The sequence below is a fragment of the Pseudomonas sp. R19M genome (assembly GCF_050312585.1).
GTDB classification, from domain to species: Bacteria; Pseudomonadota; Gammaproteobacteria; order Pseudomonadales; family Pseudomonadaceae; genus Aquipseudomonas; species Aquipseudomonas palleroniana.
In genome coordinates this window covers 1-25300 of record NZ_JBNPJV010000104.1, presented here as the reverse complement: position 1 = coordinate 25300, position 25300 = coordinate 1, and the positions used below count along the sequence as shown (strand labels likewise).

At 60.6% G+C, this 25300-nt stretch carries 21 protein-coding genes and 4 pseudogenes; 14 read left to right on the top strand and 11 right to left on the bottom strand.

Going from position 1 to position 25300, the window contains the following annotated elements:
- Nucleotides 1-42 precede the first annotated feature (42 nt).
- The 5 genes from ACQRBT_RS26400 to ACQRBT_RS26380 all read left to right on the top strand — a co-directional run bounded on the left by ACQRBT_RS26400 (nucleotide 43) and on the right by ACQRBT_RS26380 (nucleotide 6990).
- Nucleotides 43-1029: a diaminopimelate epimerase gene (locus ACQRBT_RS26400; protein ID WP_244383919.1), complete on the top strand. Its 987-nt coding sequence runs from the start codon at nucleotides 43-45 to the stop codon at nucleotides 1027-1029.
- 307 nt (nucleotides 1030-1336) lie between these two features.
- Complete coding sequence (gene tssI, locus ACQRBT_RS26395) at nucleotides 1337-3223, top strand: type VI secretion system tip protein TssI/VgrG (RefSeq protein ID WP_412047644.1); 1887 nt, start codon at nucleotides 1337-1339, stop codon at nucleotides 3221-3223.
- Complete coding sequence (locus tag ACQRBT_RS26390) at nucleotides 3223-4059, top strand: DUF4123 domain-containing protein (RefSeq protein ID WP_412047643.1); 837 nt, start codon at nucleotides 3223-3225, stop codon at nucleotides 4057-4059. The genes tssI and ACQRBT_RS26390 overlap by 1 nt, the downstream gene beginning before the upstream one ends.
- A complete protein-coding gene (locus ACQRBT_RS26385) occupies nucleotides 4052-4846 on the top strand; it encodes a hypothetical protein (RefSeq protein WP_060752412.1) in 795 nt (264 codons plus the stop codon). The genes ACQRBT_RS26390 and ACQRBT_RS26385 overlap by 8 nt, the downstream gene beginning before the upstream one ends.
- Nucleotides 4846-6990, top strand: a complete 2145-nt coding sequence (locus ACQRBT_RS26380) for a lipase family protein (protein WP_412047642.1) — start codon at nucleotides 4846-4848, stop codon at nucleotides 6988-6990. Before ACQRBT_RS26385 ends, ACQRBT_RS26380 begins: the two co-directional genes overlap by 1 nt.
- Here the strand turns inward: ACQRBT_RS26380 and codA are convergent.
- The 5 genes from codA to ACQRBT_RS26355 form a co-directional block, all read right to left on the bottom strand.
- Nucleotides 6987-8234, bottom strand: a complete 1248-nt coding sequence (gene codA, locus ACQRBT_RS26375) for a cytosine deaminase (RefSeq protein WP_161550181.1) — start codon at nucleotides 8232-8234, stop codon at nucleotides 6987-6989. The genes ACQRBT_RS26380 and codA overlap by 4 nt on opposite strands.
- A 76-nt stretch (nucleotides 8235-8310) precedes the next feature.
- The gene (codB, locus tag ACQRBT_RS26370) at nucleotides 8311-9579 is read right to left on the bottom strand and encodes a cytosine permease (RefSeq protein ID WP_244383914.1); all 1269 of its coding nucleotides are present in this window, start codon (nucleotides 9577-9579) and stop codon (nucleotides 8311-8313) included.
- Nucleotides 9580-9755: 176 nt separating this feature from the next.
- Nucleotides 9756-10379 (bottom strand): NUDIX hydrolase, encoded by a 624-nt coding sequence (locus tag ACQRBT_RS26365; RefSeq protein WP_198763208.1) that lies wholly within the window; start codon nucleotides 10377-10379, stop codon nucleotides 9756-9758.
- Nucleotides 10380-10474: 95 nt separating this feature from the next.
- A complete protein-coding gene (queD, locus tag ACQRBT_RS26360; RefSeq protein WP_003190259.1) occupies nucleotides 10475-10831 on the bottom strand; it encodes a 6-carboxytetrahydropterin synthase QueD in 357 nt (118 codons plus the stop codon).
- A gap of 76 nt (nucleotides 10832-10907) precedes the next feature.
- Nucleotides 10908-11987 carry a patatin-like phospholipase family protein gene (locus tag ACQRBT_RS26355; protein ID WP_198763209.1) on the bottom strand — a complete coding sequence of 360 codons (1080 nt, stop codon included), beginning with the start codon at nucleotides 11985-11987 and terminating at the stop codon, nucleotides 10908-10910.
- Between the two features lie 148 nt (nucleotides 11988-12135).
- Here ACQRBT_RS26355 and ACQRBT_RS26350 point away from each other — a divergent pair, with 148 nt between their 5' ends.
- From ACQRBT_RS26350 to ACQRBT_RS26340, 3 genes are read left to right on the top strand one after another with little or no spacing between them, the layout of a single operon-like run.
- Entirely contained in the window at nucleotides 12136-12459 is a 324-nt protein-coding gene (locus tag ACQRBT_RS26350; RefSeq protein WP_412047641.1) for a PepSY domain-containing protein, read from the top strand.
- Nucleotides 12459-13127, top strand: a complete 669-nt coding sequence (locus ACQRBT_RS26345; RefSeq protein ID WP_060752419.1) for a response regulator transcription factor — start codon at nucleotides 12459-12461, stop codon at nucleotides 13125-13127. The genes ACQRBT_RS26350 and ACQRBT_RS26345 overlap by 1 nt, the downstream gene beginning before the upstream one ends.
- Complete coding sequence (locus tag ACQRBT_RS26340) at nucleotides 13124-14443, top strand: sensor histidine kinase (protein WP_161550180.1); 1320 nt, start codon at nucleotides 13124-13126, stop codon at nucleotides 14441-14443. Before ACQRBT_RS26345 ends, ACQRBT_RS26340 begins: the two co-directional genes overlap by 4 nt.
- A gap of 34 nt (nucleotides 14444-14477) precedes the next feature.
- Here the strand turns inward: ACQRBT_RS26340 and ACQRBT_RS26335 are convergent.
- Nucleotides 14478-14987, bottom strand: a pseudogene (locus tag ACQRBT_RS26335) (methyl-accepting chemotaxis protein); the annotation flags it as partial.
- 348 nt (nucleotides 14988-15335) lie between these two features.
- A pseudogene (locus tag ACQRBT_RS26330) lies at nucleotides 15336-15482 on the bottom strand (HAMP domain-containing protein); the annotation flags it as partial.
- A 1457-nt stretch (nucleotides 15483-16939) separates the two neighbouring features.
- On the opposite strand from ACQRBT_RS26330, the gene ACQRBT_RS26325 reads away from it, so the two are divergent.
- The 3 genes and pseudogenes from ACQRBT_RS26325 (at nucleotide 16940) to ACQRBT_RS26315 (ending at nucleotide 20011) form a co-directional block, all read left to right on the top strand.
- Nucleotides 16940-18259, top strand: coding sequence for a Na+/H+ antiporter family protein (locus ACQRBT_RS26325; RefSeq protein WP_162492698.1), 1320 nt, complete (start codon nucleotides 16940-16942; stop codon nucleotides 18257-18259).
- A 72-nt stretch (nucleotides 18260-18331) separates the two neighbouring features.
- Nucleotides 18332-19153 (top strand): annotated as a pseudogene (locus ACQRBT_RS26320) (cache domain-containing protein); the annotation flags it as partial.
- Nucleotides 19154-19189: 36 nt separating this feature from the next.
- Nucleotides 19190-20011, top strand: coding sequence for a methyl-accepting chemotaxis protein (locus ACQRBT_RS26315; protein WP_372241728.1), 822 nt, complete (start codon nucleotides 19190-19192; stop codon nucleotides 20009-20011).
- Here ACQRBT_RS26315 and yegQ read toward each other — a convergent pair.
- Nucleotides 20008-21327 (bottom strand): tRNA 5-hydroxyuridine modification protein YegQ, encoded by a 1320-nt coding sequence (gene yegQ / locus ACQRBT_RS26310; protein WP_412047640.1) that lies wholly within the window; start codon nucleotides 21325-21327, stop codon nucleotides 20008-20010. The two genes, ACQRBT_RS26315 and yegQ, sit on opposite strands and share 4 nt — an antisense overlap.
- A gap of 268 nt (nucleotides 21328-21595) precedes the next feature.
- On the opposite strand from yegQ, the pseudogene ACQRBT_RS26305 reads away from it, so the two are divergent.
- Both ACQRBT_RS26305 and ACQRBT_RS26300 read left to right on the top strand, forming a co-directional pair.
- A pseudogene (locus ACQRBT_RS26305) lies at nucleotides 21596-22042 on the top strand (thioredoxin family protein); the annotation flags it as partial.
- Nucleotides 22043-22123: 81 nt separating this feature from the next.
- Complete coding sequence (locus tag ACQRBT_RS26300) at nucleotides 22124-23191, top strand: AI-2E family transporter (protein WP_060752425.1); 1068 nt, start codon at nucleotides 22124-22126, stop codon at nucleotides 23189-23191.
- Nucleotides 23192-23194: 3 nt separating this feature from the next.
- Here the strand turns inward: ACQRBT_RS26300 and ACQRBT_RS26295 are convergent, their stop codons facing one another.
- From ACQRBT_RS26295 to ACQRBT_RS26285, 3 genes are all read right to left on the bottom strand, one after another.
- On the bottom strand, nucleotides 23195-23377 hold the full coding sequence (locus tag ACQRBT_RS26295) for a hypothetical protein (protein ID WP_090372117.1): 183 nt from the start codon (nucleotides 23375-23377) through the stop codon (nucleotides 23195-23197).
- Between the two features lie 91 nt (nucleotides 23378-23468).
- The gene (locus tag ACQRBT_RS26290) at nucleotides 23469-23663 is read right to left on the bottom strand and encodes a hypothetical protein (protein ID WP_060752427.1); all 195 of its coding nucleotides are present in this window, start codon (nucleotides 23661-23663) and stop codon (nucleotides 23469-23471) included.
- 232 nt (nucleotides 23664-23895) lie between these two features.
- Nucleotides 23896-24249: a hypothetical protein gene (locus ACQRBT_RS26285; RefSeq protein WP_060752428.1), complete on the bottom strand. Its 354-nt coding sequence runs from the start codon at nucleotides 24247-24249 to the stop codon at nucleotides 23896-23898.
- Nucleotides 24250-24405: 156 nt separating this feature from the next.
- Between ACQRBT_RS26285 and ACQRBT_RS26280 the strand changes: the two genes are divergently transcribed.
- Nucleotides 24406-25224, top strand: a complete 819-nt coding sequence (locus tag ACQRBT_RS26280) for a shikimate 5-dehydrogenase (RefSeq protein ID WP_198763214.1) — start codon at nucleotides 24406-24408, stop codon at nucleotides 25222-25224.
- Nucleotides 25225-25300 lie beyond the last annotated feature (76 nt).

Genomic DNA, 25300 nt, shown 5'->3' with positions numbered 1-25300 from the left:
CCGTATGGACGAACCGATGAAAACTTCCAGGCAGCTCGCCTCATGACCCAGTTCTACGACGCACGCGGCAATATCTATGGGGTGGTCAGCCCGGCTGACTTGCGCAGCCAGGGCATCGACGTGCCAGGCAGCGCCGAGTTGGCGGCGAACACCCGGCTGGCATGGGCCGCGTCGGCCATCGCATCTGAATGTGGCTGGGGGACGACGCCGCGTCCGGCGGGTGCCAAAGCGCATCGCTGCGATGGTTTGCTGGTCGGACCGTTTCAGGCTGCGCCACCGTTTGACCTGTTGATCGTCAACACTGACGGCACACTCGCGGAGCGCAGTGGCAATGGGCTGACCATTTTTGCCCAGGCGCTGACCGACCAGGGCCTGATGGCTCAAGCGTGTGAACTGCGGGTGCATCACGATCAGCCGGCTGCCGCGTCCCCCGTGACCACTGCTGTCGAGCCGGCGATCTACGAACAGGTCGAGGGCTTTTGGCTGGCCCTGGGGCAGCCTGCGTTCGGACCTGCGGCGGTCGGCGCCAACGACATTCAAGCCGTCTCGGTGCGGCACCGTGAGTTCAGTCGCGTAGCGGCCTTGGCCACCATCGACCCGCAATGGGCATGCAGCCAGTTTGTGCGAGTGGGCAACCCCCATTGCGTGACCTTGGTCGAGCAGGTCTCGGCTTTGCCGGAAAACCCCGCGATGCTCCAACCCGTACTGTTTGAGCGCTTGCAAGCAATAGCCTTCGCGCCGCCCGTCGGCAAGGGCCAACCCTGTGTGGCTGGCGTCAACCTGCAATGGGCTGCGCGAGCCTCGGGCAACCGGGTAATCGCACGGGTGTTCGAGCGGGGCGAGGGGCCAACGGCGTCTTCGGGGACCAGCGCCAGCGCGGTGGCCTGCGCAGCGTGGCGCGCAGGTTGGATTGACGCCGCTGAAGTGGCCGTGGTGATGCCGGGTGGCACAGCGCCTGTCCGTTTGCACGCAGAGGCGCAAACACTGGTGAGCGTCAGTCTGTTCGGCGCCGCACACCGGCAGCGGTAAGCAGGGAGTAACAGTGGATAGCTTGGAGTGTTGTCTGCTGTTTCGTAATTGATTAGTTGTATTGGTAAGTTCAGATGTAAGAATTTTCTTGTTTTAGAAGACGTGCTTATTGAGTGTATTAATTATTTTGTAAAAGTCATTTCCATCTCTGTCGTACGAAACTTCTTTTTTATTTCTGAAGAGCCGAATTTTCCCTGAAATCGCTAAGCTTCAAGGCGTTCAGGCGCTTTTTCTCGGCTGGCAATCAGTACTTTCCGGGGAGAGCTTTAAATCAGCGAGTGGGTTTATCAGCGACGGGTAACAACGGATGGTTGACGCGTTTGTTTCGTCACGTTTCAAATTGATTATTCCGGAAGTGACTTCCGACTTTCAGGTGCTTGCCTTCAACGGCTGCGAGTTTATTGACCAACCGTATTTCATTCATATGCAGTTGGTCAGCGAAAACCCCTGTGTGGATCTGGAAGCACTGCTCCACCAACCGGCGTACCTGCATCTGGGGGAAGTGGATCAAGGCCTGCACGGTCAAGTCTACGCGGTAGGGCGTGGCGACCCAGGTGTCCGGCTCACCCGTTATCACTTGACGCTGGCGCCGCGCCTGGCGAGTCTCGCCCACCGCCGTGATCAGCGGGTTTTCCAGCAGCGCAGCGTGCCGCAGATCATCGCGGCCGTGCTTGAGCAACACGGCATCCTGGCCGATGCGTACGTGTTCGAACTGGGCCCGGTGGTTTATCCGCCGCGCGTTTTTTGTGTGCAGTACGCGGAGACCGACCTGCACTTCATCCAGCGGTTGTGCGAAGAGGAGGGGATTCACTACCACTTCCGCCACAGCGCGAACAATCATCTGCTGGTGTTTGGTGATGACCAGACGGTGTTCCAGCGCTTGCCCGTGCAGCGATATCACTCGGCCAACGATCCGCTGGCGGAAGCGGCGGGTATCCAGCGTTTCGATGTGCGCCTGGAAACCCGTAGCCGAAAAACGGTACGCCGTGATCACGATTTCGAGCATCCGTCCTTGTTGTTGCAAGGCGTGGCCGGCTCTGCGACACCGTCTCCTCTTGAAGACTACAACTACCCTGGGGGTTTTTCCGGTCCTGTGCGCGGCAGGCAGCTGGCCTGTCGCGGTCTTGAGCGTCATCTGGCCGATCGCTGCCGGGCCTTGGGCACGAGCGACCAACCGCTGCTGCGCAGCGGCCATTTTCTCGAACTGCAGGAACATTCCGATCCAGCCTGTAACGACCTGTGGTTGATCACCTCAGCGCGTCATGAAGGCTACCAGCCACAGGTGCTGGAGGAGGCGGCGGGCGAGGCGAATACCTTCCAGGGTTATCGCAACCGTTTCACCGCAACACCTTGGCGTGCGGTGCACAGGCCGCCGCTGAAACACCCCAAGCCAACCATCAATGGCAGTCAGACGGCCACTGTCACCGGGCCTGCCGGGGAGGATGTGCATTGCGATGCCTATGGCCGAGTGAAGGTACGTTTTCATTGGGACCGTCGGGACCCGACGGATGACACAAGCAGCTGTTGGGTGCGCGTGGCGTCCGGTTGGGCCGGTGACGGGTTCGGCGCAACGATGATTCCCAGGGTCGGTATGGAGGTGTTGGTGAGCTTTTTGGAGGGCGACCCGGACCGGCCGTTGATCAATGGTTGCCTGCCCAATGCCTCGCTCCTGCCGTCCTACCCCTTGCCGCAGCACAAGACACGCAGCGTCTTGCGCAGCCGCAGCACCCTGGGAGGCACGGGCGGCAATGAATTGCACCTCGAAGACCGCCAGGGTGCAGAACTTGTCTATCTGCGCGCCCAGCGTGACCTGGAGCAGCAAGTGGGGCATGACAGCCGCCTGGAGGTACAAGGCGACAGTTACATGCAGGTCGGCCAAACCCTGGTGATCGGAGCCGGGCAACAGGTTCACCTGACGGCGGGTTCCAGCCTGGTGATCGACGGGGGGACGCAGTTGAGTTTCAAGGCCGGGGGTGAACACCTCGTGATTCAAGCGGGCGGCATTTTCAGCAGCCGGCCCATCACTGTCGCAGGGGCGGCGGTGGCCGGCACTTTACCTTCGGATGATCGTCCGAGCCTGTCTGCCGTTCAAGGCACCCTCATGGACATGGCCCGGCAACTGGGTGCGGACTATTGCCCCGTCTGCGAGCGCTGTGGTGAAGGCCTGTGCGATCTCAGCGGGAGGGCTGCGTGATGCAAGGCATGCCTTATCCATGGATGGCCCGACAGCAACAGGCGGGACGCCATTTGTGCTTGATTATCGACGGGGGCGCAAAAGCGTGCGAGGCACTGTCGGCGGCTCGCGGCACCTCGCGATATTGCACCCTCTATAGCCAGACCGTGTTAGCGGAGTTGGCGCATACCGGCCCGGCGATCCTGTTGCTGGAGCAGGTGGGAGAACAGGCCTTGACCCGCTTGCTGCAACAGCCCGAAACGAACTGCGGGTGGCTGGGCAGCTTGCTCAACGACGATCTGACCGAGGTGATCCGGCATTGGCGCGAGCGGATGCTGGTCGGCGCACCGGGGCGCCAGGCCCTCTACCGGTTTCAAGACAACCGCACCCTGGCACGCGCCTTGGCCTACCTGCCTGCCGAACAGTGGCCGGTATACCTGGGGCCACTGGCCAGCGTGTGCTACTGGCATGACGACCGATGGTGCTGCTGCGACAACCCGGCACCAGGTGAGTACCCGGTACCGGATCCCACACCCTGGTCGCAGGTCCCCAACCCCCAGGCTGCGGCCATCCTGCACGCCAATATCCTGCGCTACCTGCTGGCTGAGCACAGTGAGGACATGGTGATGCTGGTGGAGTTTCAAGACCCGAGGATCTGGCTGAGCCAAGTGTTGGAGCAGGCCCATGCCTGGCAATGGTGCGGCCCGCAACAGCTGGAATTCCTGGTGGTGCGACGGCTGGAGGAGGCCACGCGAAGCAGTGTGATCCGGTGGCAGCCGATGCAAGGCGAGGCCCCGGCGGAACATTACGAACGGTTGGTGGAACAGTGGCGAAGGGAAGGGGCGGAGCATGTCTAGCTGGATGAAAAACGTGGTGATTGTGCTGGGGATGCTGGCGTTATCGGGGTGCGCGGGGAAGAGCGCGGACAGCTTTACGCTGGAGGTGGATCTGCCGGCGGATTTTGAACTCAAGACGGCTGCCAATTATCGTCCCGCCACCGGCGCAGCCTGTTCCCTGCCGATCCGCCGAGGCAAAAGGCCAGAGCGCAAGGTGTTTTTTACCGAGTTCAATCCCGTGGCTAATCGGGTGAGCTATGAATTGCCACTCAGCGAAACCATTGAGGGGTGTCCTTCGGTAATAAGCAGCGTGCAATTTGATGTTTATGCAAAATGGGGAAAGCAGGATTGGGATGTGGGAGGGGATCTTGCCGGGATTGGTATTCGAGACCGTTTGGCGGGTGATCTACCTGGAATGCCCGAGGACGGTGTTCAGGAGTTGAAAGGGCAATGCCGTTGGTATTTCCGCACGATAGGACCTATGCACGCGATCATCAAGATTCTGCAATGCCATTCGTTGGATGCAGCCGGTCAGCCGCAAAAGATGCAGGCTGGCGGCGTTGCCCAACGAGACCAGTTGCGAGGGAAAAAGTTAAGAATGGTATTGAAGGTTCTTGATGAAGAGTTACCTGCTTTTGATCACAGATGGATAGCCGTACCGGGCGGGTGGAAGCGCTGCCGAGGTAAAAGCTTTGAGGATATGGCCGCGTATTGCACCGGCAATGACTCGGAGTTCAAGCCTGTAAAGATGCCGGATGGGCGTATCTGTGACGTCTACCCGACATGCCATCAACAAGGAGCGAATTGATGAAACAGGATGCATGGAAGCAGGCTTTTTTCAGCGGCAAGATGCCGGCATGTGCAATGAAAGGGCACTGGGTGAGCTTTTGCCTGGTGGATGAAACGGGGAGTGGGACGGCGTACGGCGGGCTTGCCTATACGGTTCACGACAGTATGGGGTGCGAGTACAACGGTAAATTGAATGGAGAGGGGTTCGCAAATATACAGGGGGTTTACCGCGGTCCTGTCGTTCTCAAGTTCGATGACCCGTATGCCGGGGCACAAGAGCCGTATTACCGATTGAGTGCGCGCCTGACGTACAAGCTGCCGATTACCGAGATTCAAGTCCGCGCCGAACAAACACGGTTTTCTGATGCAAAGGGGCAGCGTATTCAGGGGAATCCCGCCATGCAGCGGGCAGACCGGTTTTATCATGTTGAAGTCAGCGATCTGGTCAACCATGTCGCGCACTTGCCGTCGATCGCTCCTGCGATGTTCAGCCCTCATCGGCATGCGTTGAAAATGGTGAACGACCTTGGATTCGGCCCGCCTCTGTCCTCGGGAGTGGTCTTGTTTCCCAATCAGTTCAGTGTGTTGGAAGTACGGCCCTTACGTGCGCTACGGCCGATGCTTTCCACCGCAGATCATTTCTGTGCCTTGAACTTGTACCAATTGGCGCTGATGTCCGCCTTGAGCTACTGCGATTTTGGTCAGCAACCGCCGAAGAAACCTATCGACAAAGTGACGTTCCCGTTCAACCCTACCGTTGGCAATCTGTTTGCCGAAACGTTATCGGGGTACCACGAAGCCTGGCGAGTGGATCTCGAGCAAACGCAACGCTTTTTTCCCGTGTATGAAGATGTTCCTTACTCCCGGCGTTTCGAGATCCTGCCCTTCGATCCCGAGTTGTATCCGCAAAATCATCCGGCTCGCGAAGAGGAGCAGGAGCATCCCTCGAACCTGCACTTTTTCGACGATGAAAAATTTGGTACCGACACTCAGGCGTTTATCTGCCATCACGATGAAGTCGTCCTGATCTCTGTGCGCGGTACCGTCAGCGCCGCCGATGCCCTGCGCGACGCGAACGCCCATCAGGTGGCCTTCGCCGAAGGGGGCGGCAAGGTGCATCTGGGTTTTTATGAGGCTTACCGGGCCATGCGAAACTTCGTGCTGCGCTACCTCAGCCAGTTTTATGAAGGCCAACGAATAGTCATTTGCGGACACAGCCTGGGCGGCGCGATTGCCTTGTTGTTGGCCGAGGGGCTGCGTCGTGTACCTAATCCCAGCTACAACATCCTCCTCTACACCTACGGCGCCCCCCGAGCGGCCGACAGCGAGTTCGTCGACGGCGCTTCAGCCTTGGTCCACCACCGTATCGTCAACCACAACGACCCCGTTCCCAGTGTTCCGGCTACCTGGATGAATACCACCGCCAAACTCTGGATTCCGGGCGCCATAACCTTGTTCAGCGCGCCTGCCCATGGGGGCCTGCTCTTCGCTGCTGGGCTGGTGCGGGTGGGGGGCAACCCTTACCGGCATCACGGCGAACAGCAACACTTCATGCCGATCGAACTCCCAGGCGGCAGGCATTCCTCGGTGCTATGGAAGCCAGGTTGTGAGTCGCTCCACGAAGCAGGCTGCAATCGTGCGTTGCAATTGCATGGCGACATGCCGCAGCGCGATAACCTGCTCAAGCAGCTGTTCCAGGCGCATCAGCACTTCATGACCGCCAGCTACATCCCGGCGGCATGGGCCACCTTGCGGCGCTGGCAGCAAACACTGGAAAGCCAGGGCCCTCTGGTTACGCAGAGGGAGTTCGAGCTGTTGGATCGCGCCTTCGAAGACATGCGTGAGCAACTGCGCGCCAAGCGACGCGAGCTTGCCCGACGGCGCCCCGCCAATGATCGCGACTATGAACGCAACGATGCCTTGAATGCCGAGATCGACCGTTTGCATACCAGCCGCGAGCGCCTGGCAACCCTGCGCTGGCGCCGCCTTGAGGCGCATGATGTCTACGGCAGCCAGGCGTATGGCGCTAACCTGCAACCCAGCCTCAAGCGCTGGTTCACCCATCGGGAAAACCAGGAAGTGGCCCAGCTCGCCAGTATTCCGCCACCGACGCTCAATGATCGGGTGAGGGCGCAAATACTGGACATCGACTCGATCGTCTAGCCTGGCGTGTGCGCAAACTCCACCTGTGCCGGTTGCCGCTTCATCAGCACTTTACCGTTGCGGATCGAGTACAACGGCAGGCCCTGACTGCGGATCACCTCATAGTCACTGTTGGCCGAGAGGATCAACAGATTCGCTGGTCGACCGGGCTCCAGCCCGTAGCGGTCCCCGAGGGCCATGGCCTTGGCGCTGTTGTCGGTCACCAGGTCGAGGGCCGATTGCAGGTTGCGGTAACCGAGCATATGGCAGATGTGCAAACCGGCTTCGAGTACACGCAGGATGTTGCCATTACCCAGTGGGTACCAGGGGTCGACGATGGAGTCCTGGCCAAAACAGACGTTCATACCGGCTTCGAGCAATTCGTTGACGCGAGTGACGCCGCGCCTTTTCGGAAAACTGTCGAAGCGGCCCTGCAGGTGGATACTTTCGGTCGGGCACGACACAAAGCTGATACCGGAGTGTCCCAGCAGGCGAAACAGTTTGGCGCAGTAAGCGTTGTCGTAGGAGCCCATGGCCGTGGTGTGGCTGGCGGTGACGCGGGCGCCCATGTCGCGGCTGCGGGCTTCTTCGGCGAGCACTTCGAGGAAGCGTGAATGCGGGTCGTCGGTTTCGTCGCAGTGTACGTCCACCAGGCAACCGGTGCGTTCGGCCAGGTCCATGAGGAACTTCACCGAACTGACGCCTTGGTCGCGAGTGTATTCAAAGTGGGGGATGCCACCGATGACATCGGCGCCCAGGCGAATGGCTTCCTCCATCAAGGCCCGGCCATTGCGGAACGACTCGATGCCTTCCTGGGGAAAGGCGACGATCTGCAGATCAATCAGGTGCGTGGTTGCTTCGCGCACCTCCAGCATGGCTTTCAACGCGGTGAGGTCGGGGTCGGTGACATCGACGTGCGTGCGCACATGCTGAATGCCATGGGCCGCGAGGGCCTCGATGGTTTTTGTGGCGCGGGCCTTGGTGTCTTCATGAGTGATGGTGGCTTTGCGTTCGCCCCAGCACTCGATACCTTCGAACAAGGTACCGCTCATGTTCCAGCGCGGCTCACCGGCGGTAAGGGTTGCGTCCAGATGAATGTGCGGTTCGACGAATGGGGGGGTCACCAGGTTACCGGCGGCATCCAAGTCGCCGGGCGATAAAATGGGCGCCGCCGTTTGCGCGGTGATGCTGGCGATCCGGCCGTGTTCCAGGTGCAGATCGTGCAGGCCTTCACGGTTGCGCAGGCGGGCATTGATGATATGCATGGGCAAGTTCCTCTTGGCTAAAAACAATCAGGCAGACAGCGCTGGGCGGCTCCAAGGTTAGCATTCCCGGCCGGATTCATGCCGGAGCGTCAGCCAAGGGGACTCGTGCGCGCAGTGCGGCAGTGAGCGCGATGTAAGTCAGCGATGCCGCGACGATGCCCACCAGTGGCGCGACCCAGGGGGAGTTGAACGCCAGCACGGTACCGACGGCATAGGCGATCAAGCCCGGCCAGTTGAAAGCCGGCAGCTGTACCTCGGCCAGGCGCGGGTATTGCCCGCGATAACGGTAAAAGAAGTCCGCCATGATCACCCCGCCAATCGGCGGTATCACCGTGCCCAGCAGGATCAGGTAAGGCACCAGCATGTCGTACATGCCGAGCAACGCCAGCAGGGTGCCGATCACCGCGCCTGCAAGGGTGACGCTCTTGCGACGCCGGGTGCGCAGCAAGTTGCAACCGGCCACGGCAAAGTTGTAGATGGTGTTGTCCTGGGTGCTCCAGATGTTGAGCAGCAACATTGCCATCGCGGCCATGGCGAAACCTTGCAGCAGCAGCACTTCCACCACATCGGGCTGTTGATAAACGATGGCGCCGTAAGCACCGATCAACACCATCAAGCCATTCCCGATAAAAAATCCGATCAGGCTGGCCAGCACTGCAACCTTGGCCGAACGCGAGAACCGGGTCCAGTTGGTGGCCTGGGTTGCGCCGCTGACAAAGGTGCCGAACACCAGGGTGACGGCCGTGGACAGGTCCAATTGTGCGGTCGGCACCACCGCCAGCAGGCCATTCAAGCCACCCACTTTCACGGTGGCGACCCACATGGATAGAAACAATAGAATGCCCATGGCCGGCACCGCGATGTAGGACAGAATCTCCAACCCGCGATAACCCACATAGGCGGTGGCGCAAAATACCAGGCCGAACAACACCATCAAGGCCAGTACGCTGCCTTGGCTCAACTCGAGATATTTACCCAGCACCACGGCGGCGGTGGCTGTCCCCCAGGCGTACCAGCCGATCTGGGTAAAACCGAGGATCAGGTCGCTGAGTTTGCTGCCCACTTCGCCGAAGCAGAAGCGCCCCATCAGTACCGAATTCAGGCCACTCTTGAAGGCGATGTAACCCAGCCCCGCAGCGTAAATGCCCAACAGCAAGTTACCCAATGCCACGACGCCGAGCATGTCGATAAAGCTGAACGCCACGCCCAGCTTGCCGCCGGCGAACATGGTCGCAGTAAAAAAGGTAAAGCCCAGCAGCACCATGGCGGTGGAAGCCAGGCCCTTGCGCGCATGCAAGGGGACTTCGCTGAGGGGGTAATCGTTGCCCGGTTCTTGCTGCGTCATGTGCCTTGCTCCCTGAATGAATGACGCAGGTCTGTTGCACCGTGCGTGCCAAATCAGTAGTGGTGACCGGCGAACGACCGCAAACGGTCTGTGTCGTCAAATAGCAGCAAAACACTGGGAGGGGCGTGCGGTGCCTTGTCGGGCACGAAAGCAGTGCAGCGATGATACAAATTGGATCAGTCGAACAGCGTGTGTGTGGTCTCGCCACGATGAAACGCAAAAGCCGCCTCAAGATCACTTTCGATGGTGCGCCCACGGGACAGGGGCGGCAGGTCATCCAGGCTGAAAAAGCCCACGTCCGTGGTTTCGAACCCCGCCGCAGGCGCGAGCTGATCCACCCGTTCGCAAAGGAAATACAGCTTGTAGAAGTCCCGCACATCCGGTCGATACAAACCCTTGGCCTTGTGGGTGACGCTGTACAGGGCCCGTGCGGTGACGCTCAGACCGGCCTCTTCGCGAATTTCCTTGACGATATTCTCGGCCGCCGACAAGCCGATATCGGCATAACCCCCAGGCAGCGCCCAGCAGCCATCGGTCAGCTCTTTCACCAGCAGAATCCGTTCGCCCTCGATCACCGCACCCCGCACATCGATCATCGGCGTGGAGTAGCGCTTTGCAAAGTCCGGCACCAGCCCAGTGATGCGCTCCAGCGGCACATTGCCCAATTGCGCGAGCATGCTGTGGGCAATCTCGGCGATTTCCTCCAGGCGCTCACGCTCGAAGTCGTCGGTGCAAAAATGCAGCCCGGTGGACGCCAACGCTTGCAAGCGTTTGGCCTGGGCCAGCCAAGTGTTTTCCATGGGGTCTCCTTTGTTCTGCACAGGCTTGCCGGTTGAAGGGTGCTACGCGGGGTATAAAAAAACCACCGCAAGGGTGGTTTCTTTACATCGCCGGTCTATTCGCCGCGATAGATGCAGCCGCTGGTGCACGTCTCGTGGATGCGGATCGCGCTTAGTTCCGGCAACAGCGGTTTCAACTCGTTCCAGATCCACTTGGCCAGTACTTCACTGGTGGGGTTTTCCAGGCCGGGAATGTCATTGAGGTAGTTATGGTCGAGACGTTCGTAGAGCGGCTTGAAAATCGCCTTGATCTCCGAAAAGTCGCGAATCCAGCCGGTATGAGGGTCGAGGTCGCCGCTCAGGTGGATGGCCACCTTAAACGAATGCCCATGCAGGCGCCCGCATTTATGGCCTTCCGGTACGTGGGGCAGGCGGTGGGCGGATTCGAAAGTAAATTCCTTGAAGATTTCCACAGTGTTTTCAGCTCGGTCAGGTATCTGGCAGGCGGCGAGTTTAACAGTTTGATCCCTCGCCGCGCATACCGCTCGGTCAAAGCGCCTGCAAGCGTTCGCCCAGGCCGCCCTTATCGACCAGTTCCAGGAACTCATCGCCCAACCGCCGGCTTTCGCTCATTGCCGTTTGCCAGTACTTGTTGCGGCTCGGGTCATCGCCCATGAAGCGCTTGAAGTCGCTGCGGTCCGGCAGCTTGCCGTGGGGCAGGCGGGCCAGGTAGTCCTTGGACGGTGCCAGCAGCAACACATCCTGCAAACCCTGCTGATTGCTGCGCCGCCACGGCAGGCCCTTGTCAAACCAGCCAGGGATGACCCGGTCGGTAAAGTGCGGATACAGCACGATGTCGTCGCCGTGGTAGGGCAGGTCGAGGTGGTAGTCCAGCAAGCCGCCGTCGCGGTAGGTGCCGTGGCCGGCGCCGGGCAGGTCGCGTATGCCTTGCATCACCATGGGAATGGAGCCTGAGGCCAGCAAGGCCTGGCGCAGGTTGCCCAGCTCCAGTTGCAGGAAACGCGATGGGAAATCCGTCAACGGATGCAACGGTGGCGCCTGGCGTGGGTCGTGGATGATCAACCGTTCAAAATGCCGCGACAGCCGTGCACGACCGCGCAAGTTATCGGCAATCACCGAAGTCAGGCCCAGGCCCAGGCGCCCGCGATGGTCATCGGCGAGCAGGCCATGGCTCTTGACCACCATGATGTTCAGGCGATAGTGGGGAGTGGCCAGCACCTGTGCATCACGGCCGGCCAGCAAGTCATCGAGCATGCGCCGGCAGCTTTGGGTGACCTCGGCCATGGTCACGCCTTTAGCGAAGCTCTGTTCGTTGTACAGGCGACCGAGGTCGAGCAGGCCTTGTACCGGGTCGGGCAGGCAGGCACTGGCAAATCGCCAGGAACCGATGGAGGCGCCGATCAGCGCGCGCTCACGGGGGGCGCGAGGCAGCCAGTCGCCGAACAGCGCCAGGTCCAGGCCTTGAATCCCTAAGGCCTTGGGGCCACCGGCCGCACCGGGTAGGATGCCGACATCGGCGGGCTTCAGGCCCTGTTCGCGAATACGCGCCAAGGCGCGCTGGCCGGCCTTGAGGGTCAAGGCGGGAAACTTGATGTGGATGGCTGTCATACCGGTCTCTTTTGAAGCGAGCGGGCAGTATAGGAAATCTGGCCTGGCGATGGGGCCGCTGATCGATGAAAATTGCCATGGTGGCAATTCAGTTTCAGTTAAGTTGCGACGGTTAACGTGGTGACCTCAAGGAACAGCAGGATACGCAATGAAGGTAAATCTACGGGGGGGCGGTCCAATGGCATTGGTGTTGCTATTGACCAGCTCCCACCTGATGGCCCACGACCTCGGCCCGGACGAAGCCTTGCGTCTGCGTCAGAAGGGCGTCATCGCCCCTCTGGAGCACTTGCTGGGCACGGCGCTGGAACGCTACCCCGGTGCCAAGTTGCTCGATGCCGAGCTTGAGGAGCACAAGGACCGCCCGGTGCCCTATATCTACGAAATCGAGTTGTTGACGGTGGAGGGAGTTGTGCGCGAAATCGAGCTCGACGCGAGCACCGGCGCGCTGCTCAAAGATAAGGAAGACGACTGATGCGCCTGCTTCTGGTGGAAGACAACGTTCCCCTCGCCGATGAGCTGCTGGCCGGCCTGCAACGCCAGGGCTATGCCGTCGACTGGCTGGCCGATGGCCGTGATGCAGCCTATCAGGGCAGCAGCGAGCCCTATGACCTGATCATTCTGGATCTTGGCTTACCCGGCCTGCCCGGGCTTGAAGTCCTGGCGCAATGGCGTGCGGCGTCACTGGTCACGCCGGTGCTGATTCTGACCGCCCGCGATTCCTGGGCCGAGCGCATCGAAGGGCTCAAGGCCGGCGCGGATGATTACCTCGCCAAACCCTTTCATCCTGAAGAGTTGTTCCTGCGCATCCAGTCACTGTTGCGCCGTTCCCACGGCCAGGCCAACCAGCCGACCTTGCAGGCCGCCGGACTGCACCTGGATGAGGGGCGCCAGTGTGTGCTGCGCGATGGTGACGAGATCCAGCTGACCGCCGCCGAGTTTCGCCTGCTGCGCTACTTCATGCTGCACCCCCAGCAGATCCTGTCGAAAAGCCACTTGGCTGAACATTTATACGACGGCGAGAGCGAGCGCGATTCCAATGTGCTGGAAGTCCACGTCAACCATCTGCGCCGCAAGTTGGGCCGCAGTGTGATCGAAACCCGGCGCGGCCAGGGTTACCGGTTTGGCGCCAGCCCTGCATGAAGTCCATTCAGCGGCGCCTGAGCCTGGGCCTGGTCAGTGTGATGGTGGTCGTCGGCGTGGTGCTGGCGCAGACCAGCCTGTGGTTGTTCGAAGCCGGGTTGCAACGCTACCTGGAGGCTGGGCTGCGCAACGATAGCGAGAACCTGCTGGTTGCGCTGGTGCGGGGGGCCGATGGCGTGCAACTCGATGAGCACCGTTTGTCACCGGCTTATCAGCGACCGTTTTCCGGGCATTACTTTCGGATTGATTTTGCCGATGTTCACTGGCGTTCCCGCTCGCTGTGGGACCAGGAGCTGCCGCGCCTGCCGCAGACCGGTCTCAAAGGCAACCTGCAATTGGGGCCGGAGGGCCAGCAACTGCTGGTATTGCGTTCGGACTACAAACGTTTTGGGCAGTCGATTTCCATCAGCGTGGCCCAGGACTACACACCTGTGCGGGAAAGCTTTCGCCTGATGCGGCAAATCGGTCTGGTGCTGGGGTTGGCGGCGTTGTTGCTGGTGTTGATCCTGCAACGGGTGACCGTACGTCGTGCGTTGCGCCCGTTGGAGACCGCCCGCGAACAGATCGCCCAGTTACAACAAGGCCAACGCTCGCAGCTCGATACCCAGGTGCCGCTGGAGCTGGAGCCGCTGGTGGCGCAGATCAACCACCTGCTGGCCCACACTGAAGACAGCCTCAAGCGTTCACGCAACGCCCTGGGCAACCTCGGTCATGCCTTGAAAACCCCGCTGGCCGTGTTATTGAGCGCAGCGTCCAGCGAGCCGCTCAAGGACCATCCGCACCTGAGCAAGTTGTTGCGTGAGCAGCTTGAGCAAGTGCAGCAACGCCTCAATCGTGAACTCAACCGCGCACGCCTGGCCGGTGAAACCCTGCCCGGCGCATTGTTTGATTGTGAAAAAGAACTGCCCAGCCTGTTGGCCACGCTCAACATGATCCACGGTGAACATCTGGACTTGAGCTATCAGGTGTCGCCCGGGCTGCAATTACCCTGGGACCGCGAAGATCTGCTGGAACTGCTCGGCAACCTGTTGGACAACGCCTGTAAATGGGCAGACGCCGAAGTCTGCCTGAGCATCGGCGAAACGACGCAGACCTATCGGTTGGCCGTGGAAGACGACGGCCCCGGTATTCCCGAGACCGACCGCGACAAGGTGCTCAGCCGCGGCACGCGTCTGGATGAGCAGATCGACGGCCATGGCCTTGGGTTGGGGATCGTGCGCGATATCGTCGAGGTGTGGGGCGGGGTCTTGCAGTTGCAGGAGAGCCGGCTGGGAGGCCTGAAGGTGCTGGTCGAACTCCCCAAACGCCAGAGCTGACACAGCGCCCTCCAAATTGAATCTCCTACGGTGTTCAGACCCTGAATTGATCCATCAGCCCCTGCTGTTGATTCGCCAGGCTGTTCAACGCCTGGCTGACCCGCGCCGACTCATTGGCCTGCTCCGACAACGACTCGGTCACATCCCGAATCGTCGCCACATTACTGTTGATCTCTTCAGCCACCGCGCTTTGTTCCTCGGCAGCGCTGGCGATTTGCAGGTTCATGTCGCTGATCACGGTGACTGCGTCACCAATCTGGCGCAAGGCCGTCACCGCTTGGCCGACCTGTTCGACACTGCCCTGAGCCTGGCGATGGCTATTGCCCATGGCACCGACCACCTCGGTGGTGCCGCTTTGCAATTGCTCGATCACCAGGCGGGTTTCCTCCACCGACTCCTGGGTACGTCGCGCCAGGTTACGCACCTCGTCGGCAACTACGGCAAACCCACGCCCAGCTTCACCGGCCCGGGCCGCTTCGATGGCTGCATTGAGTGCCAGCAGGTTGGTCTGCTCGGCGATGCCACGGATCACTTCCAGCACCGAACCGATTTGTTTGCTGTTGGCTGCCAGGCCCTCGACTTGGGCCATGGCGGTACTCATGTCGGCGGCCAGCGCACCGATGTTGCTGGTGGTACGGTCGATTACCGTCAAGCCTTCACGCGTAGCCTGGTCGGCATCGCGTGCGGCCTGGGCGGCTTGGGCCGCGCTGCGGGCGACATCCTGGGCGGTGGCGCTCATTTCATGGGAGGCGGTGGCGACCTGATCGACCTGGCGGTATTGCTGTTCCATACCGGCGCTGGTTTCAGTGGCGATCGCGGCGGATTGGTCGGCGGTGCCACGGGCGTCCTGCACTGAGCGTTTCACTTCGGCAATGATCGGCTGCAGCTTGTCGAGGAAGCGGTTGAACCAGCCGGCCAGTTGGCCCAGCTCATCTTTTTTGTCGTAGGCCAGGCGGCGGGTCAGGTCGCCTTCGCCACTGGCGATGTCTTCAAGCATGTGCGCCACGCCGAGAATCGGACGGGTCACGCTGCGCGCCATCAGCCACACCAGCGCCAGGCCCACCACCGCAGCCAATAGGCCCAGGCTCAGTTCCAGCAGGGTGCCCTTGGCATTGTCGGCGTCCAGTTGCGCTTTCAGGGCTTCGGCAGGCGCGACCAGGACTTTCTCCGGCACGTCGAGCAACACGCCCCAAGGCTTGCCCCCCGGGATCGGTGTAAACGACGCCAATACCTTGAGTTGCTGGCCGGTGCGCAGGCTGCGGGTTTGCGTGCTGCCGGCGAGGGCGCTGATCAACTGCGCGCCGCTGGCAGTGTCGACCTGGTCCAGGCGCTGGCTGAGTTTGCTCGCGTCCGGGCTGTAACCGGCAAGCAAGCCGGTCGGGCTGAGGATGCTGACCTGGGTCTGGCCGTCATACAGCTTCTGGCTCGCCTGTTGGCTGACGGCCTGCAAGCTGTTGAGGTTGATGTCCACCGACAGCGAGGCGATGACTTTGCCGTTGACGATCAACGGGAACACGATACTGGTCATCAGCACGTTCTGCCCGTCGATCACATAAAAATACGGTTCGATCACGCAGGGTTTGAGGGTTGTGCGTGGGCAGGTGAACCAGGCGTTGGCTTTTTCGCCGCTGGGGCCGACGCTGGTATCGGCCATGTCGCTTTCGGGCAGTGACATCGAGGTCAGTTTGCCCGGCGTGGGTTGCGACCAGTACAGGGCAAAGCGGCCTTTTTCGTTACTGCCCAGTTCTTTCTGATTGGCGAACAGCTCGTCCTTGCCGTCCAGCGCATTCGCTTCGAACACCAGGGACAAACCGAGCAGGTCCGGGTTGGCCTGCAACGCGGCCTTGACCTGGCGAGTCAGGTCTTCGCGGGTGTCGAAGGCATCGAGAAAGCGCTTTTCAGCCTGTTCGCGCAGAAACAGCACTTGGCGGGAAAAGCCATGGCCGTACTGGTAGGCGTCCATGAACTGCTGGCGAATGCCCAATGCCTGCCCTTCACCCTGCGCTTCGATGCGCGTCTGGGCGGCTGCATCAAGCATCTGCATGCTGGACGCTTTGACCTGCTCGGAACTCTGCGCCATGCGATACAGCGACAAACCCACCAGAAGGGTCACGATCCCCAGCAGGCAAAGGCCGGCGAGCAGGGTGATTTTCCATTGAATGGAGAGCTGTCTGAGCGACATCGGGACATCCTTACCTGAAAACACATAGAGACCCGTTATCGGCGGCACGTCTGATTTCTTTATTTGCGGGGCCCGGGCTTGCCGTAATGCCAGTCAGTTAAATGGTGGATGTAGAACACAGCGTTTGGTCGCGGCAGGTTCTTTTAACTGACTGGCATTAGGACTTGCCCGGGTTTTTTGACATGCCCGCCCACCTGCTGCAAAGTGCCCGCCCTCTAATAAGACCTCCTCAGCCTGCACGCCGGCCACCCTGTTCCATGGCCGCCTGGGCGACGTATGCCTGTTCTTTTGTTTTCTGTCTTGAGGTAACCATGATTAACGCAGTAATCGCCGCGGTCGGCACCATGCTGGTGCTCAGCCTGTCCCGCGTGCATGTGGTCATCGCCATTATTGTCGGTGCGCTGGTGGGCGGCTTGACCGGTGGCCTGGGTATCGAAGCCACGCTCAAAGCGTTTAACGGTGGTTTGGGCGGCGGTGCAACCGTGGCTTTGTCTTACGCTTTGCTCGGCGCTTTCGCTGTGGCGATTGCCAAATCCGGTCTGGCCCACGCCCTGGCGGACAAAGCGTTGCTGCTGGTGGATCGCCAGGAAGCGACGGGCGGCAATCACGTCAAATGGTTGTTGATCGGCCTGCTGTGGAGCGTCGCGATTGCCTCGCAGAATATCCTGCCCATTCATATTGCCTTTATCCCGCTGTTGGTCCCGCCGCTGTTGTACGTGCTGACCAAATTGCAACTGGACCGCCGCCTGATCGCCTGCGTGATGACTTTCGGCCTGATCACGCCCTACATGTTCCTGCCGGTAGGCTTCGGCAACATCTTCCTCAACCAGATCCTGCTGGCCAACGTCGCCAAGAGCGGCGTAGACATCAGTCAGGTCAACGTTACCCACGCCATGGGCTTGCCGGCGCTGGGCATGGTGGTCGGCCTGTTGGTGGCGGTGTTCATCAGCTACCGCAAAAAGCGTGTGTATGACCTGGAGAAAATCGAGCGGGTCGAGCAAGTGGCGGTGCAATACAACCCGTTGACCCTGCTGGTGGCCGGGCTGGCGATCGCTGCGGCATTCATCATCCAATTGTGGCTGGACTCGATGATCATCGGCGCCCTGGCCGGGTTCCTGATCTTCTCGGTGTCCGGCATCGTGCGCTGGCGCGAGACCGACGACCTGTTCACCGAAGGCATGAAGATGATGGCGATGATTGGCTTCATCATGATCGCCTCGTCGGGTTTTGCCGAAGTGCTCAAGGCCACCGGCGACGTGCGCTCGCTGGTGGAAGCGTCGGCGGCGTTCATCGGCCATAGCCGGGGTGTGGGCGCGTTGCTGATGTTGCTGGTGGGCCTGCTGGTGACCATGGGGATCGGTTCGTCGTTCTCCACGGTGCCGATCCTCGCCGCGATTTTCGTGCCGCTGTGCGTGCAACTGGGCTTCAGCCCGTTGGCTATCGTGTGCATCGTCGGTACGGCGGGGGCCTTGGGTGATGCCGGGTCGCCGGCGTCGGACTCCACCCTCGGCCCGACCTCCGGCCTGAACATTGACGGCCAGCATCACCATATCTGGGACACCGTGGTGCCCACGTTCCTGCACTACAATATTCCGTTGTTGGCGTTTGGCTGGATTGCCGCGATGACCCTCTGACAGGGTTGTCCTACAGAAATCGGACAATTGGCCGTTAACTTCTCAAGTCGCCACGAATAAGAGAGAAAAGCCATGCGTCTGAGTTTGAAGGCCAAAGTCCTGGCCCTGGCCGTCGTGCCGGTATTGCTGTTTGCCGTGGTCATCAGCCTGACCACGGTGTGGATCCTGCAGGGGCAGGCGCGCAACGAGGTGGACGAAACCCGCCAGCGCCTGCTCAACGACGCCAAGACGACGCTGCGCAGTTACGTGGAAGTGGCCATGACCACCATCAAGCCGCTCTACGACGCGGCCGCCCCCGGCGACACGGCGGCGCGGGCCGAGGTGGTCAAGCTGCTGTCCAGTACCAGCTATGGCAAGGATGGCTACTTCTTCGGCTACGACTCCGAGACCATCCGCCTGTTCAAGGGCAACAGCCCCGATGGCGTAGGCAAGAGCTTCAAGGACAACCGCGACCCCAACGGCGTCTACGTCAACCGCGACCTGGTCAAGGTCGGCAAGGACGGCACCCACTACCTGCAATACAGCTCGACCCAGCCCGGCCAGACCGAGTTGGTGCCCAAGCTCGGCTATACCGAGTACTTGCCGAAATGGGACATGGTGATTGGTACCTCGGTAAACCTCGATGGCATTGAAGCCCAAGTGGCAGTGGTCGAGGCCAAGGTCGAGAAACGCATGGAGGGCGTGCTGCTGAGCATCCTCGGTGTGGCCGTGGTGGTGCTGCTGGTGATTGCCGCCGTGGGCATGATAGTGGCCAATACCATCCTGCGTCCGCTGGGCCTGATGAAAGCCAACCTGGACGACATCGCCGCCGGCGAAGGCGATTTGACCCGCCGCCTGGCTATCACCAGCCAGGATGAGTTGGGCGATCTTGCCGTCGCGTTCAATCGTTTTGTCGACAAAATCCACAGCTTGGTGCGCCAGATCACCGAGATGACCAGCCAACTGACCGGCCTGGTCAGCCAGGTATCCGATCAAGCCCAGCGCTCTGAACAGGCCATGGAGCGCCAACGCCATGAGACCGATCAGGTCGCCACTGCCATCAACCAGATGTCCTCTGCGGCCCAGGAAGTTGCGCGCAGTGCTCAAGGGGCTGCCGTCGCTGCGCAACAGACCGATGCCGAAGGGCACGCGGCCAAGCGTGTGGTCGACGGCAGCATCGCGCAGATCCACGCGCTGGTGAACGATATCCGCAGCAGTGGGGTATCCCTCGACAGCCTGCAGCAGGATGTGTCGTCGATCGTCAGTGTGCTGAGTGTGATCCGCTCGATTGCCGAACAAACCAACCTGCTGGCCCTCAACGCGGCGATCGAAGCCGCGCGGGCCGGGGAGGCCGGGCGAGGGTTTGCGGTGGTGGCCGACGAAGTGCGTGCCCTGGCCAGTCGCACCCAGACCAGCACTCAGGAAATCCAGGGCATGATCGACCGCCTGCAAAAAGGCACCGTTGCCGCCGTGGACGCCATGCGCCGGTCCAGCGACGCGGGCGACGGCACCTCGGCCCAAGCCAACGAAGCCGGAGCCTCACTGGACACCATGGCGCAACTGATCGGCACCATCAATTCGATGAACGCCCAGATCGCCAGCGCCGCCGAGGAGCAGACTGCCGTGGCCGAGGAGATCAACCGCAGCGTGCATCAGATTGCCGTGGCGGTGGACACTGTGGCCGATGAAACCCAGCAGGGCGCCCAGACTTCGCGCAGTCTGGCGGACCTGGGGCAGCGCCTGGGGCAATTGGTGGGGCAGTTCAGGATCTAGAGATCGCGCATCAACAAGCCAAAGCGCAAGTCCATGTCGGCCGGCAGTGGCACATACACCGTGTGTCCGTCCCCCGGCGCCACCTCAAGGGCTTCGCCTTTGGCATTGTGCAAAGTGTTCAGGTCAAAGTGGAAGTTGCCGGCGGGGGTCATCAACTCCAGGTGATCGCCCACGACAAAGCGGTTCTTGACCTTGACCTCGGCCCAGCCGCTACGGCGCTCGCCGGTCAGTTCGCCGACAAACTGCTGGCGTTCGGACACTGAACTGCCGTTCTGGTAGTTCTGGTATTCGTCATGCACATGGCGGCGCAGGAAGCCTTCGGTGTAACCGCGCTGGGCCAGGGATTCGAGGTCGGTCATCAGGTTGCGGTCGAAGGCGCGCCCGGCCACCGCATCATCGATGGCCTGGCGATACACCTGGGTGGTGCGTGCGCAGTAGAAGTGGGACTTGGTGCGGCCTTCGATCTTTAGCGAGTGCACGCCCATCTGCGTCAGGCGCTCCACATGCTGCACGGCGCGCAGGTCCTTGGCGTTCATGATGTACGTGCCGTGCTCGTCCTCGAAGGCGGGCATCTGCTCATCGGGGCGGTTGGCCTCTTGCAGCAGGAAGACCTGGTCGGTCGGCGCGCCAATCCCCAGGGTCGGCTCCGGCTGATACTGCTGGACGATCTCGCCCGTGGCGTTTTCCATCGCCGGGGTGGCCTGGTACTTCCAGCGGCAGGCGTTGGTGCAGGTGCCCTGGTTGGCATCGCGCTTGTTCATGTAGCCCGAGAGCAGGCAGCGCCCGGAATAGGCCATGCACAAGGCGCCGTGCACAAACACCTCCAGCTCCATGGCCGGCACTTGCTGGCGGATCTCGCCGATCTCTTCCAGAGACAACTCCCGCGACAGAATCACGCGGCAGATGCCTTGTTGTTGCCAGAATTCGACGCTGGCCCAGTTCACCGTATTGGCCTGCACCGACAGATGAATCGGCATCGACGGGAAGTGGCGGCGCACCAGCATGATCAAGCCTGGGTCGGACATGATCAGCGCATCCGGGCCCATGGCGATCACTGGTGCGAGGTCTTTGAGGAAGGTTTTCAGCTTGGCGTTGTGCGGTGCGATGTTGACCACGACGTAAAAGCGTTTGCCCAGCACATGGGCTTCCTGAATGCCCAGCGCCAGGTTGGCGTGGTCGAACTCGTTGTTGCGCACCCGCAGGCTGTAGCGCGGCTGGCCGGCGTAGACCGCATCGGCACCGTAGGCGAAGGCATAACGCATGTTTTTCAGGGTGCCGGCGGGGGCGAGCAGTTCGGGGGCGATCACAGGGGGCATGGGCTCAAGTCGCAAAAGGTCGCGAAGGTAAGGGATCCGGGGCCAGGGTTTATTGATCCAGGTCGCCCTTTGCTGATTTTGTATCGCTGTGTATCGGCAGTGGGGGTTCGACACAGGCGCGATACTCCAGGGCGTTCCAATGGAGGCTCTGAATACCCTACAGGTAATGATCATGCGACCTATCACCTTTCTGCTCGCCGGCCTGCTGCTGACGCTTGCGCTGATTTCCAGCGTGATGGCCAGCCGTGAAACTCCCGCTGACCCACCGGGCGCCATGCCATCGCTGGCGGGGGCGGCCGAATGGCTCAACTCCCCACCGCTCGATCTGCAGGCGCTCAAGGGCAAAGTCGTGCTGGTGGATTTCTGGACTTACGACTGCATCAACTGCCGGCGCGCGCTGCCTTACGTAAAAGAGTGGGCGAAACGCTACGAACCTGATGGCTTGGTGGTCGTTGGTGTACACACTCCGGAATATGCCTATGAACAGGTCAGCGGCAACGTCAGGGACCAAGTGCGCAAGCTGGGCATCACCTACCCGGTAGCCCTGGATAACAACTATGCAATCTGGCGCAGTTTCGATAACCAGTTCTGGCCGGCCCATTACCTGATCGATGCCAAGGGGAAGGTGCGCTATAGCCACTTTGGCGAAGGTGACTATGAGGCTCAGGAACAAGTGATCCAGGCGCTTTTGCATGAGGCCAAGGCTATCGAGTGACGGGATGGCACTCCCGGGTTCGCCTGCGGACTAAGCAAAAGGGCCGCTGAAGGCCTACTGCTTTTTTGACATGGACCGGACATGAACTCGACCAACCTGCAATTCAAAACCCTGTTGTTGTTGCTGGCCCTGGTGACCGTCGCCTTCATCTGGATATTGCTGCCGTTTTACGGCGCGGTGTTCTGGGCGGTCATCCTCGGCATCATCTTTGCCCCGATGCAGCGCCGCCTGCAGCAACGCTTTGGCTGGAACCGCAACCTGACCTCCCTGACCACCTTGACGGTGTGCCTGGTGATCGCCATTTTGCCGGTCATCATCACCAGCGTATTGCTGGTGCAGGAAGGGGCGACGCTCTACAAAAACGTCGAAAGCGGCAAGCTGGACGTCGCCGGGTATATCGAGCAGTTCAAGAACGTACTGCCGCCGTATTTCCAGCACCTGCTGGACCGGTTCGGCATGGGCAACCTGGAAGGCTTGCGCGAGAAAATCGTCAAGAGCGCGATGCAGGGCAGCCAGTTTTTTGCCTCCCAGGCGTTCAGTTTTGGTCAGGGGACGTTTGATTTCCTGGTGAGCTTTTTCATCATGCTGTATCTGCTGTTTTTCCTGCTGCGCGACGGCCCGGAACTGGTGCGTAAAGTCCGCACGGCAGTGCCCCTGGCGGAGCCCCAGAAGCGTCGCCTGCAACTCAAGTTCAATCGGGTGGTGCGCGCCACCGTCAAGGGCAACGTACTGGTAGCCGTGACCCAAGGCGCACTGGGCGGTTTGATCTTCTGGTTCCTGGACATTCCCAGCGCGTTGCTGTGGGCGGTCTTGATGGCGTTTCTTTCCCTGCTACCGGCGGTGGGCGCGGGGATTGTATGGGGCCCGGTGGCCGCTTACTTCCTGTTGAGCGGTTCGATCTGGCAGGGCGTGGTGCTGACTGCGTTCGGCGTTCTGGTCATCGGCATGGTGGACAACGTGCTGCGCCCGGTGCTGGTGGGCAAGGACACGAAAATGCCTGACTACCTGATCCTGATCTCGACCCTGGGCGGCCTGTCGGTATTCGGCCTGAACGGGTTTGTGATCGGCCCGTTGGTGGCGGCGTTGTTCATGTCCAGTTGGGCACTGTTTGTAGAAACCAAACCTCGGGTCAAGCTGCCGTTGCCGTAGGTTTCAGGCGTTGAGCCTGAAATTGGATGCGCATTGCAGCTGTTTTTGCGCATCGGATAACGACATAAGCGGGCCGCTGATGGGCTCGCCATCGCTGACTACGTACCAGCAGGCGAGCAGGCCCAGCTCCCGGAGTGGGGTGGGAACGGCGCTACCAATGACGGACATGATTTGAACAGTGGGCATAAGGACCTCCAATCGCTATGGAGGTCACCTTACGATGGCTGGGTGCTCAGCAAAAATCACCTGGCTCGATAGTCGACATCAACGCCAGGCGTCAATCCACCACATGGTCCAGCATGAGCACCACTTCCTGCTCATTGAGCAGGCCCTTGCGCACCAGGTTTTCCGCCAGCAACGCCAGGAATTTCGCCGTGCGGTGGCCTTCCAGGTGCTTGAGTTCGGTCAGTGCGCTGTAGACCTTACTGGAGGTGCAGAGGCCGGCGGTATGGTGCGGGTTTTGTGTGGGCATGGTCAGTCGTCCTTAATTGTTCTTGGCTGGACAGGTCGATAGTGAGTCCGTTTCGTGACGTAAACATGACAGGGCGGACCTTGATCGAGCAAGAAGACATTCAACCCTCATGATGTGGGATTGAGCCCCCGAGCATTGTCCTCACTGCGACCTTGGCAAGATAAATCCAGACTTCAAAGGCAAAAAAAGGCCCCGCGTGTGGGCGAGGCCTGTTTAGACGAACCTGTTCAAGTTACCAGCCGCGGCCGTAATAACCGTGAGGCGGGCCGTAGTAGCCACGTGGAGGGCCGTAGTAGACCGGCGCCGGGCGGTAGTAAACCCGTTCTTGCACATACACCGGTGGTGGCGGTGCGTAGTAGACCGGCGGCGGAGCGGCATACACCGGTTGCGGCTGGACATAAACCGGCTGCTGCACGTAGACCGGCTGAGATTGGCTGGCAACCACCGAACCCACTACAGCGGCGCCGACCAAAGCACCCAGAACGGCCGGGCCACCCCAACCACCACCGTGGGCGGAGGCTTGGCCTGCCATAGCGAGTGCGCCGACAAGCAAGGCGATTTTGGGGATTTTACGAATCATGGTCATTCCTCGGTTAGCCCCTGCGCTTGTGGTCTGCAATCAATAGACTCAAGGATTGTCGCGGGGATACTTTTAAGACAACGTATTTCTGAAAAACAGCACGGCCGATAGGTAAAGGTTGTGTAAGGTCTGTACCGATTTGCTTACTCAAAGGAGTTATCCATGCAGATGCACCCCAACAAAGACACCCAGCTGTGTATGTCATTGTCGGCGCGTCCCGGGAATTTTGGCCTGCGGTTCCACAACCACCTGTATGAACAGTTGGGGTTGAATTTCTACTATAAAGCGTTCAGCAGCCAGGATTTGCCCGGCGCGATAGGTGGTATCCGGGCGCTGGGCATTCGCGGTTGCGGTGTTTCCATGCCGTTCAAGGAGGCCGCGATCGCCCTGGTGGATGAGCTGGACGATTCGGTGCAGGCCATCGACTCCCTGAACACCATCGTCAACACCGACGGCCGTCTCAAAGCCTACAACACCGACTATATCGCCATCGAGCAACTGCTGAAAAAGCATGCCGTGCCCAAGGACTCGACCTTTGCTTTACGCGGCAGCGGCGGCATGGCCAAGGCCGTGGCCAGTGCCCTGCGCGACGGTGGCTATGCCAATGGCGTGATTGTGGCGCGCAACGAAGCGGCAGGCCGCGCGCTGGCGCAAAACCTCGGGTATGCGTGGCAGGCAGAGCTGGGTGACTTGCGCCCGCAGATGCTGGTCAATGTGACGCCGATCGGCATGACCGGTGGCGCCGAGGCCGATCAGTTGGCCTTTGCGGCTGACGCCGTGGATGCTGCGGAAACTGTGTTCGATGTGGTAGCGATCCCCGCCGAAACGCCGCTGATCGTGCGTGGACGTGCCAAGGGCAAGCGGGTGATCACCGGGCTGGAAGTGATAGCGATCCAGGCGCTGGAGCAGTTCGTGCTGTATACCGGCGTGCGGCCGACGCAGGCGCAATTTGAGGCGGCAGTGGCCTTTGCCCGAGGCTGAAACCCACGAAAATCCAATGTGGGAGCGGGCTTGCTCGCGAATGCGGTGGTTCAGCTAACTCAACTGTGACTGACAC

Excerpts from the sequence above, each read along its gene's own strand:
- ACQRBT_RS26400 (WP_244383919.1), top strand. The coding sequence starts at position 43 with ATGACCCAGTTCTACGACGCACGCGGCAATATCTATGGGGTGGTCAGC.
- tssI (WP_412047644.1), top strand. The coding sequence starts at position 1,337 with ATGGTTGACGCGTTTGTTTCGTCACGTTTCAAATTGATTATTCCGGAA.
- ACQRBT_RS26390 (WP_412047643.1), top strand. The coding sequence starts at position 3,223 with ATGCAAGGCATGCCTTATCCATGGATGGCCCGACAGCAACAGGCGGGA.
- ACQRBT_RS26385 (WP_060752412.1), top strand. The coding sequence starts at position 4,052 with ATGTCTAGCTGGATGAAAAACGTGGTGATTGTGCTGGGGATGCTGGCG.
- ACQRBT_RS26380 (WP_412047642.1), top strand. The coding sequence starts at position 4,846 with ATGAAACAGGATGCATGGAAGCAGGCTTTTTTCAGCGGCAAGATGCCG.
- codA (WP_161550181.1), bottom strand. The coding sequence starts at position 8,234 with ATGCATATCATCAATGCCCGCCTGCGCAACCGTGAAGGCCTGCACGAT.
- codB (WP_244383914.1), bottom strand. The coding sequence starts at position 9,579 with ATGACGCAGCAAGAACCGGGCAACGATTACCCCCTCAGCGAAGTCCCC.
- ACQRBT_RS26365 (WP_198763208.1), bottom strand. The coding sequence starts at position 10,379 with ATGGAAAACACTTGGCTGGCCCAGGCCAAACGCTTGCAAGCGTTGGCG.
- ACQRBT_RS26355 (WP_198763209.1), bottom strand. The coding sequence starts at position 11,987 with ATGACAGCCATCCACATCAAGTTTCCCGCCTTGACCCTCAAGGCCGGC.
- ACQRBT_RS26350 (WP_412047641.1), top strand. The coding sequence starts at position 12,136 with ATGAAGGTAAATCTACGGGGGGGCGGTCCAATGGCATTGGTGTTGCTA.
- ACQRBT_RS26345 (WP_060752419.1), top strand. The coding sequence starts at position 12,459 with ATGCGCCTGCTTCTGGTGGAAGACAACGTTCCCCTCGCCGATGAGCTG.
- ACQRBT_RS26340 (WP_161550180.1), top strand. The coding sequence starts at position 13,124 with ATGAAGTCCATTCAGCGGCGCCTGAGCCTGGGCCTGGTCAGTGTGATG.
- ACQRBT_RS26315 (WP_372241728.1), top strand. The coding sequence starts at position 19,190 with ATGACCAGCCAACTGACCGGCCTGGTCAGCCAGGTATCCGATCAAGCC.
- yegQ (WP_412047640.1), bottom strand. The coding sequence starts at position 21,327 with ATGCCCCCTGTGATCGCCCCCGAACTGCTCGCCCCCGCCGGCACCCTG.
- ACQRBT_RS26300 (WP_060752425.1), top strand. The coding sequence starts at position 22,124 with ATGAACTCGACCAACCTGCAATTCAAAACCCTGTTGTTGTTGCTGGCC.
- ACQRBT_RS26295 (WP_090372117.1), bottom strand. The coding sequence starts at position 23,377 with ATGCCCACTGTTCAAATCATGTCCGTCATTGGTAGCGCCGTTCCCACC.
- ACQRBT_RS26290 (WP_060752427.1), bottom strand. The coding sequence starts at position 23,663 with ATGCCCACACAAAACCCGCACCATACCGCCGGCCTCTGCACCTCCAGT.
- ACQRBT_RS26285 (WP_060752428.1), bottom strand. The coding sequence starts at position 24,249 with ATGACCATGATTCGTAAAATCCCCAAAATCGCCTTGCTTGTCGGCGCA.
- ACQRBT_RS26280 (WP_198763214.1), top strand. The coding sequence starts at position 24,406 with ATGCAGATGCACCCCAACAAAGACACCCAGCTGTGTATGTCATTGTCG.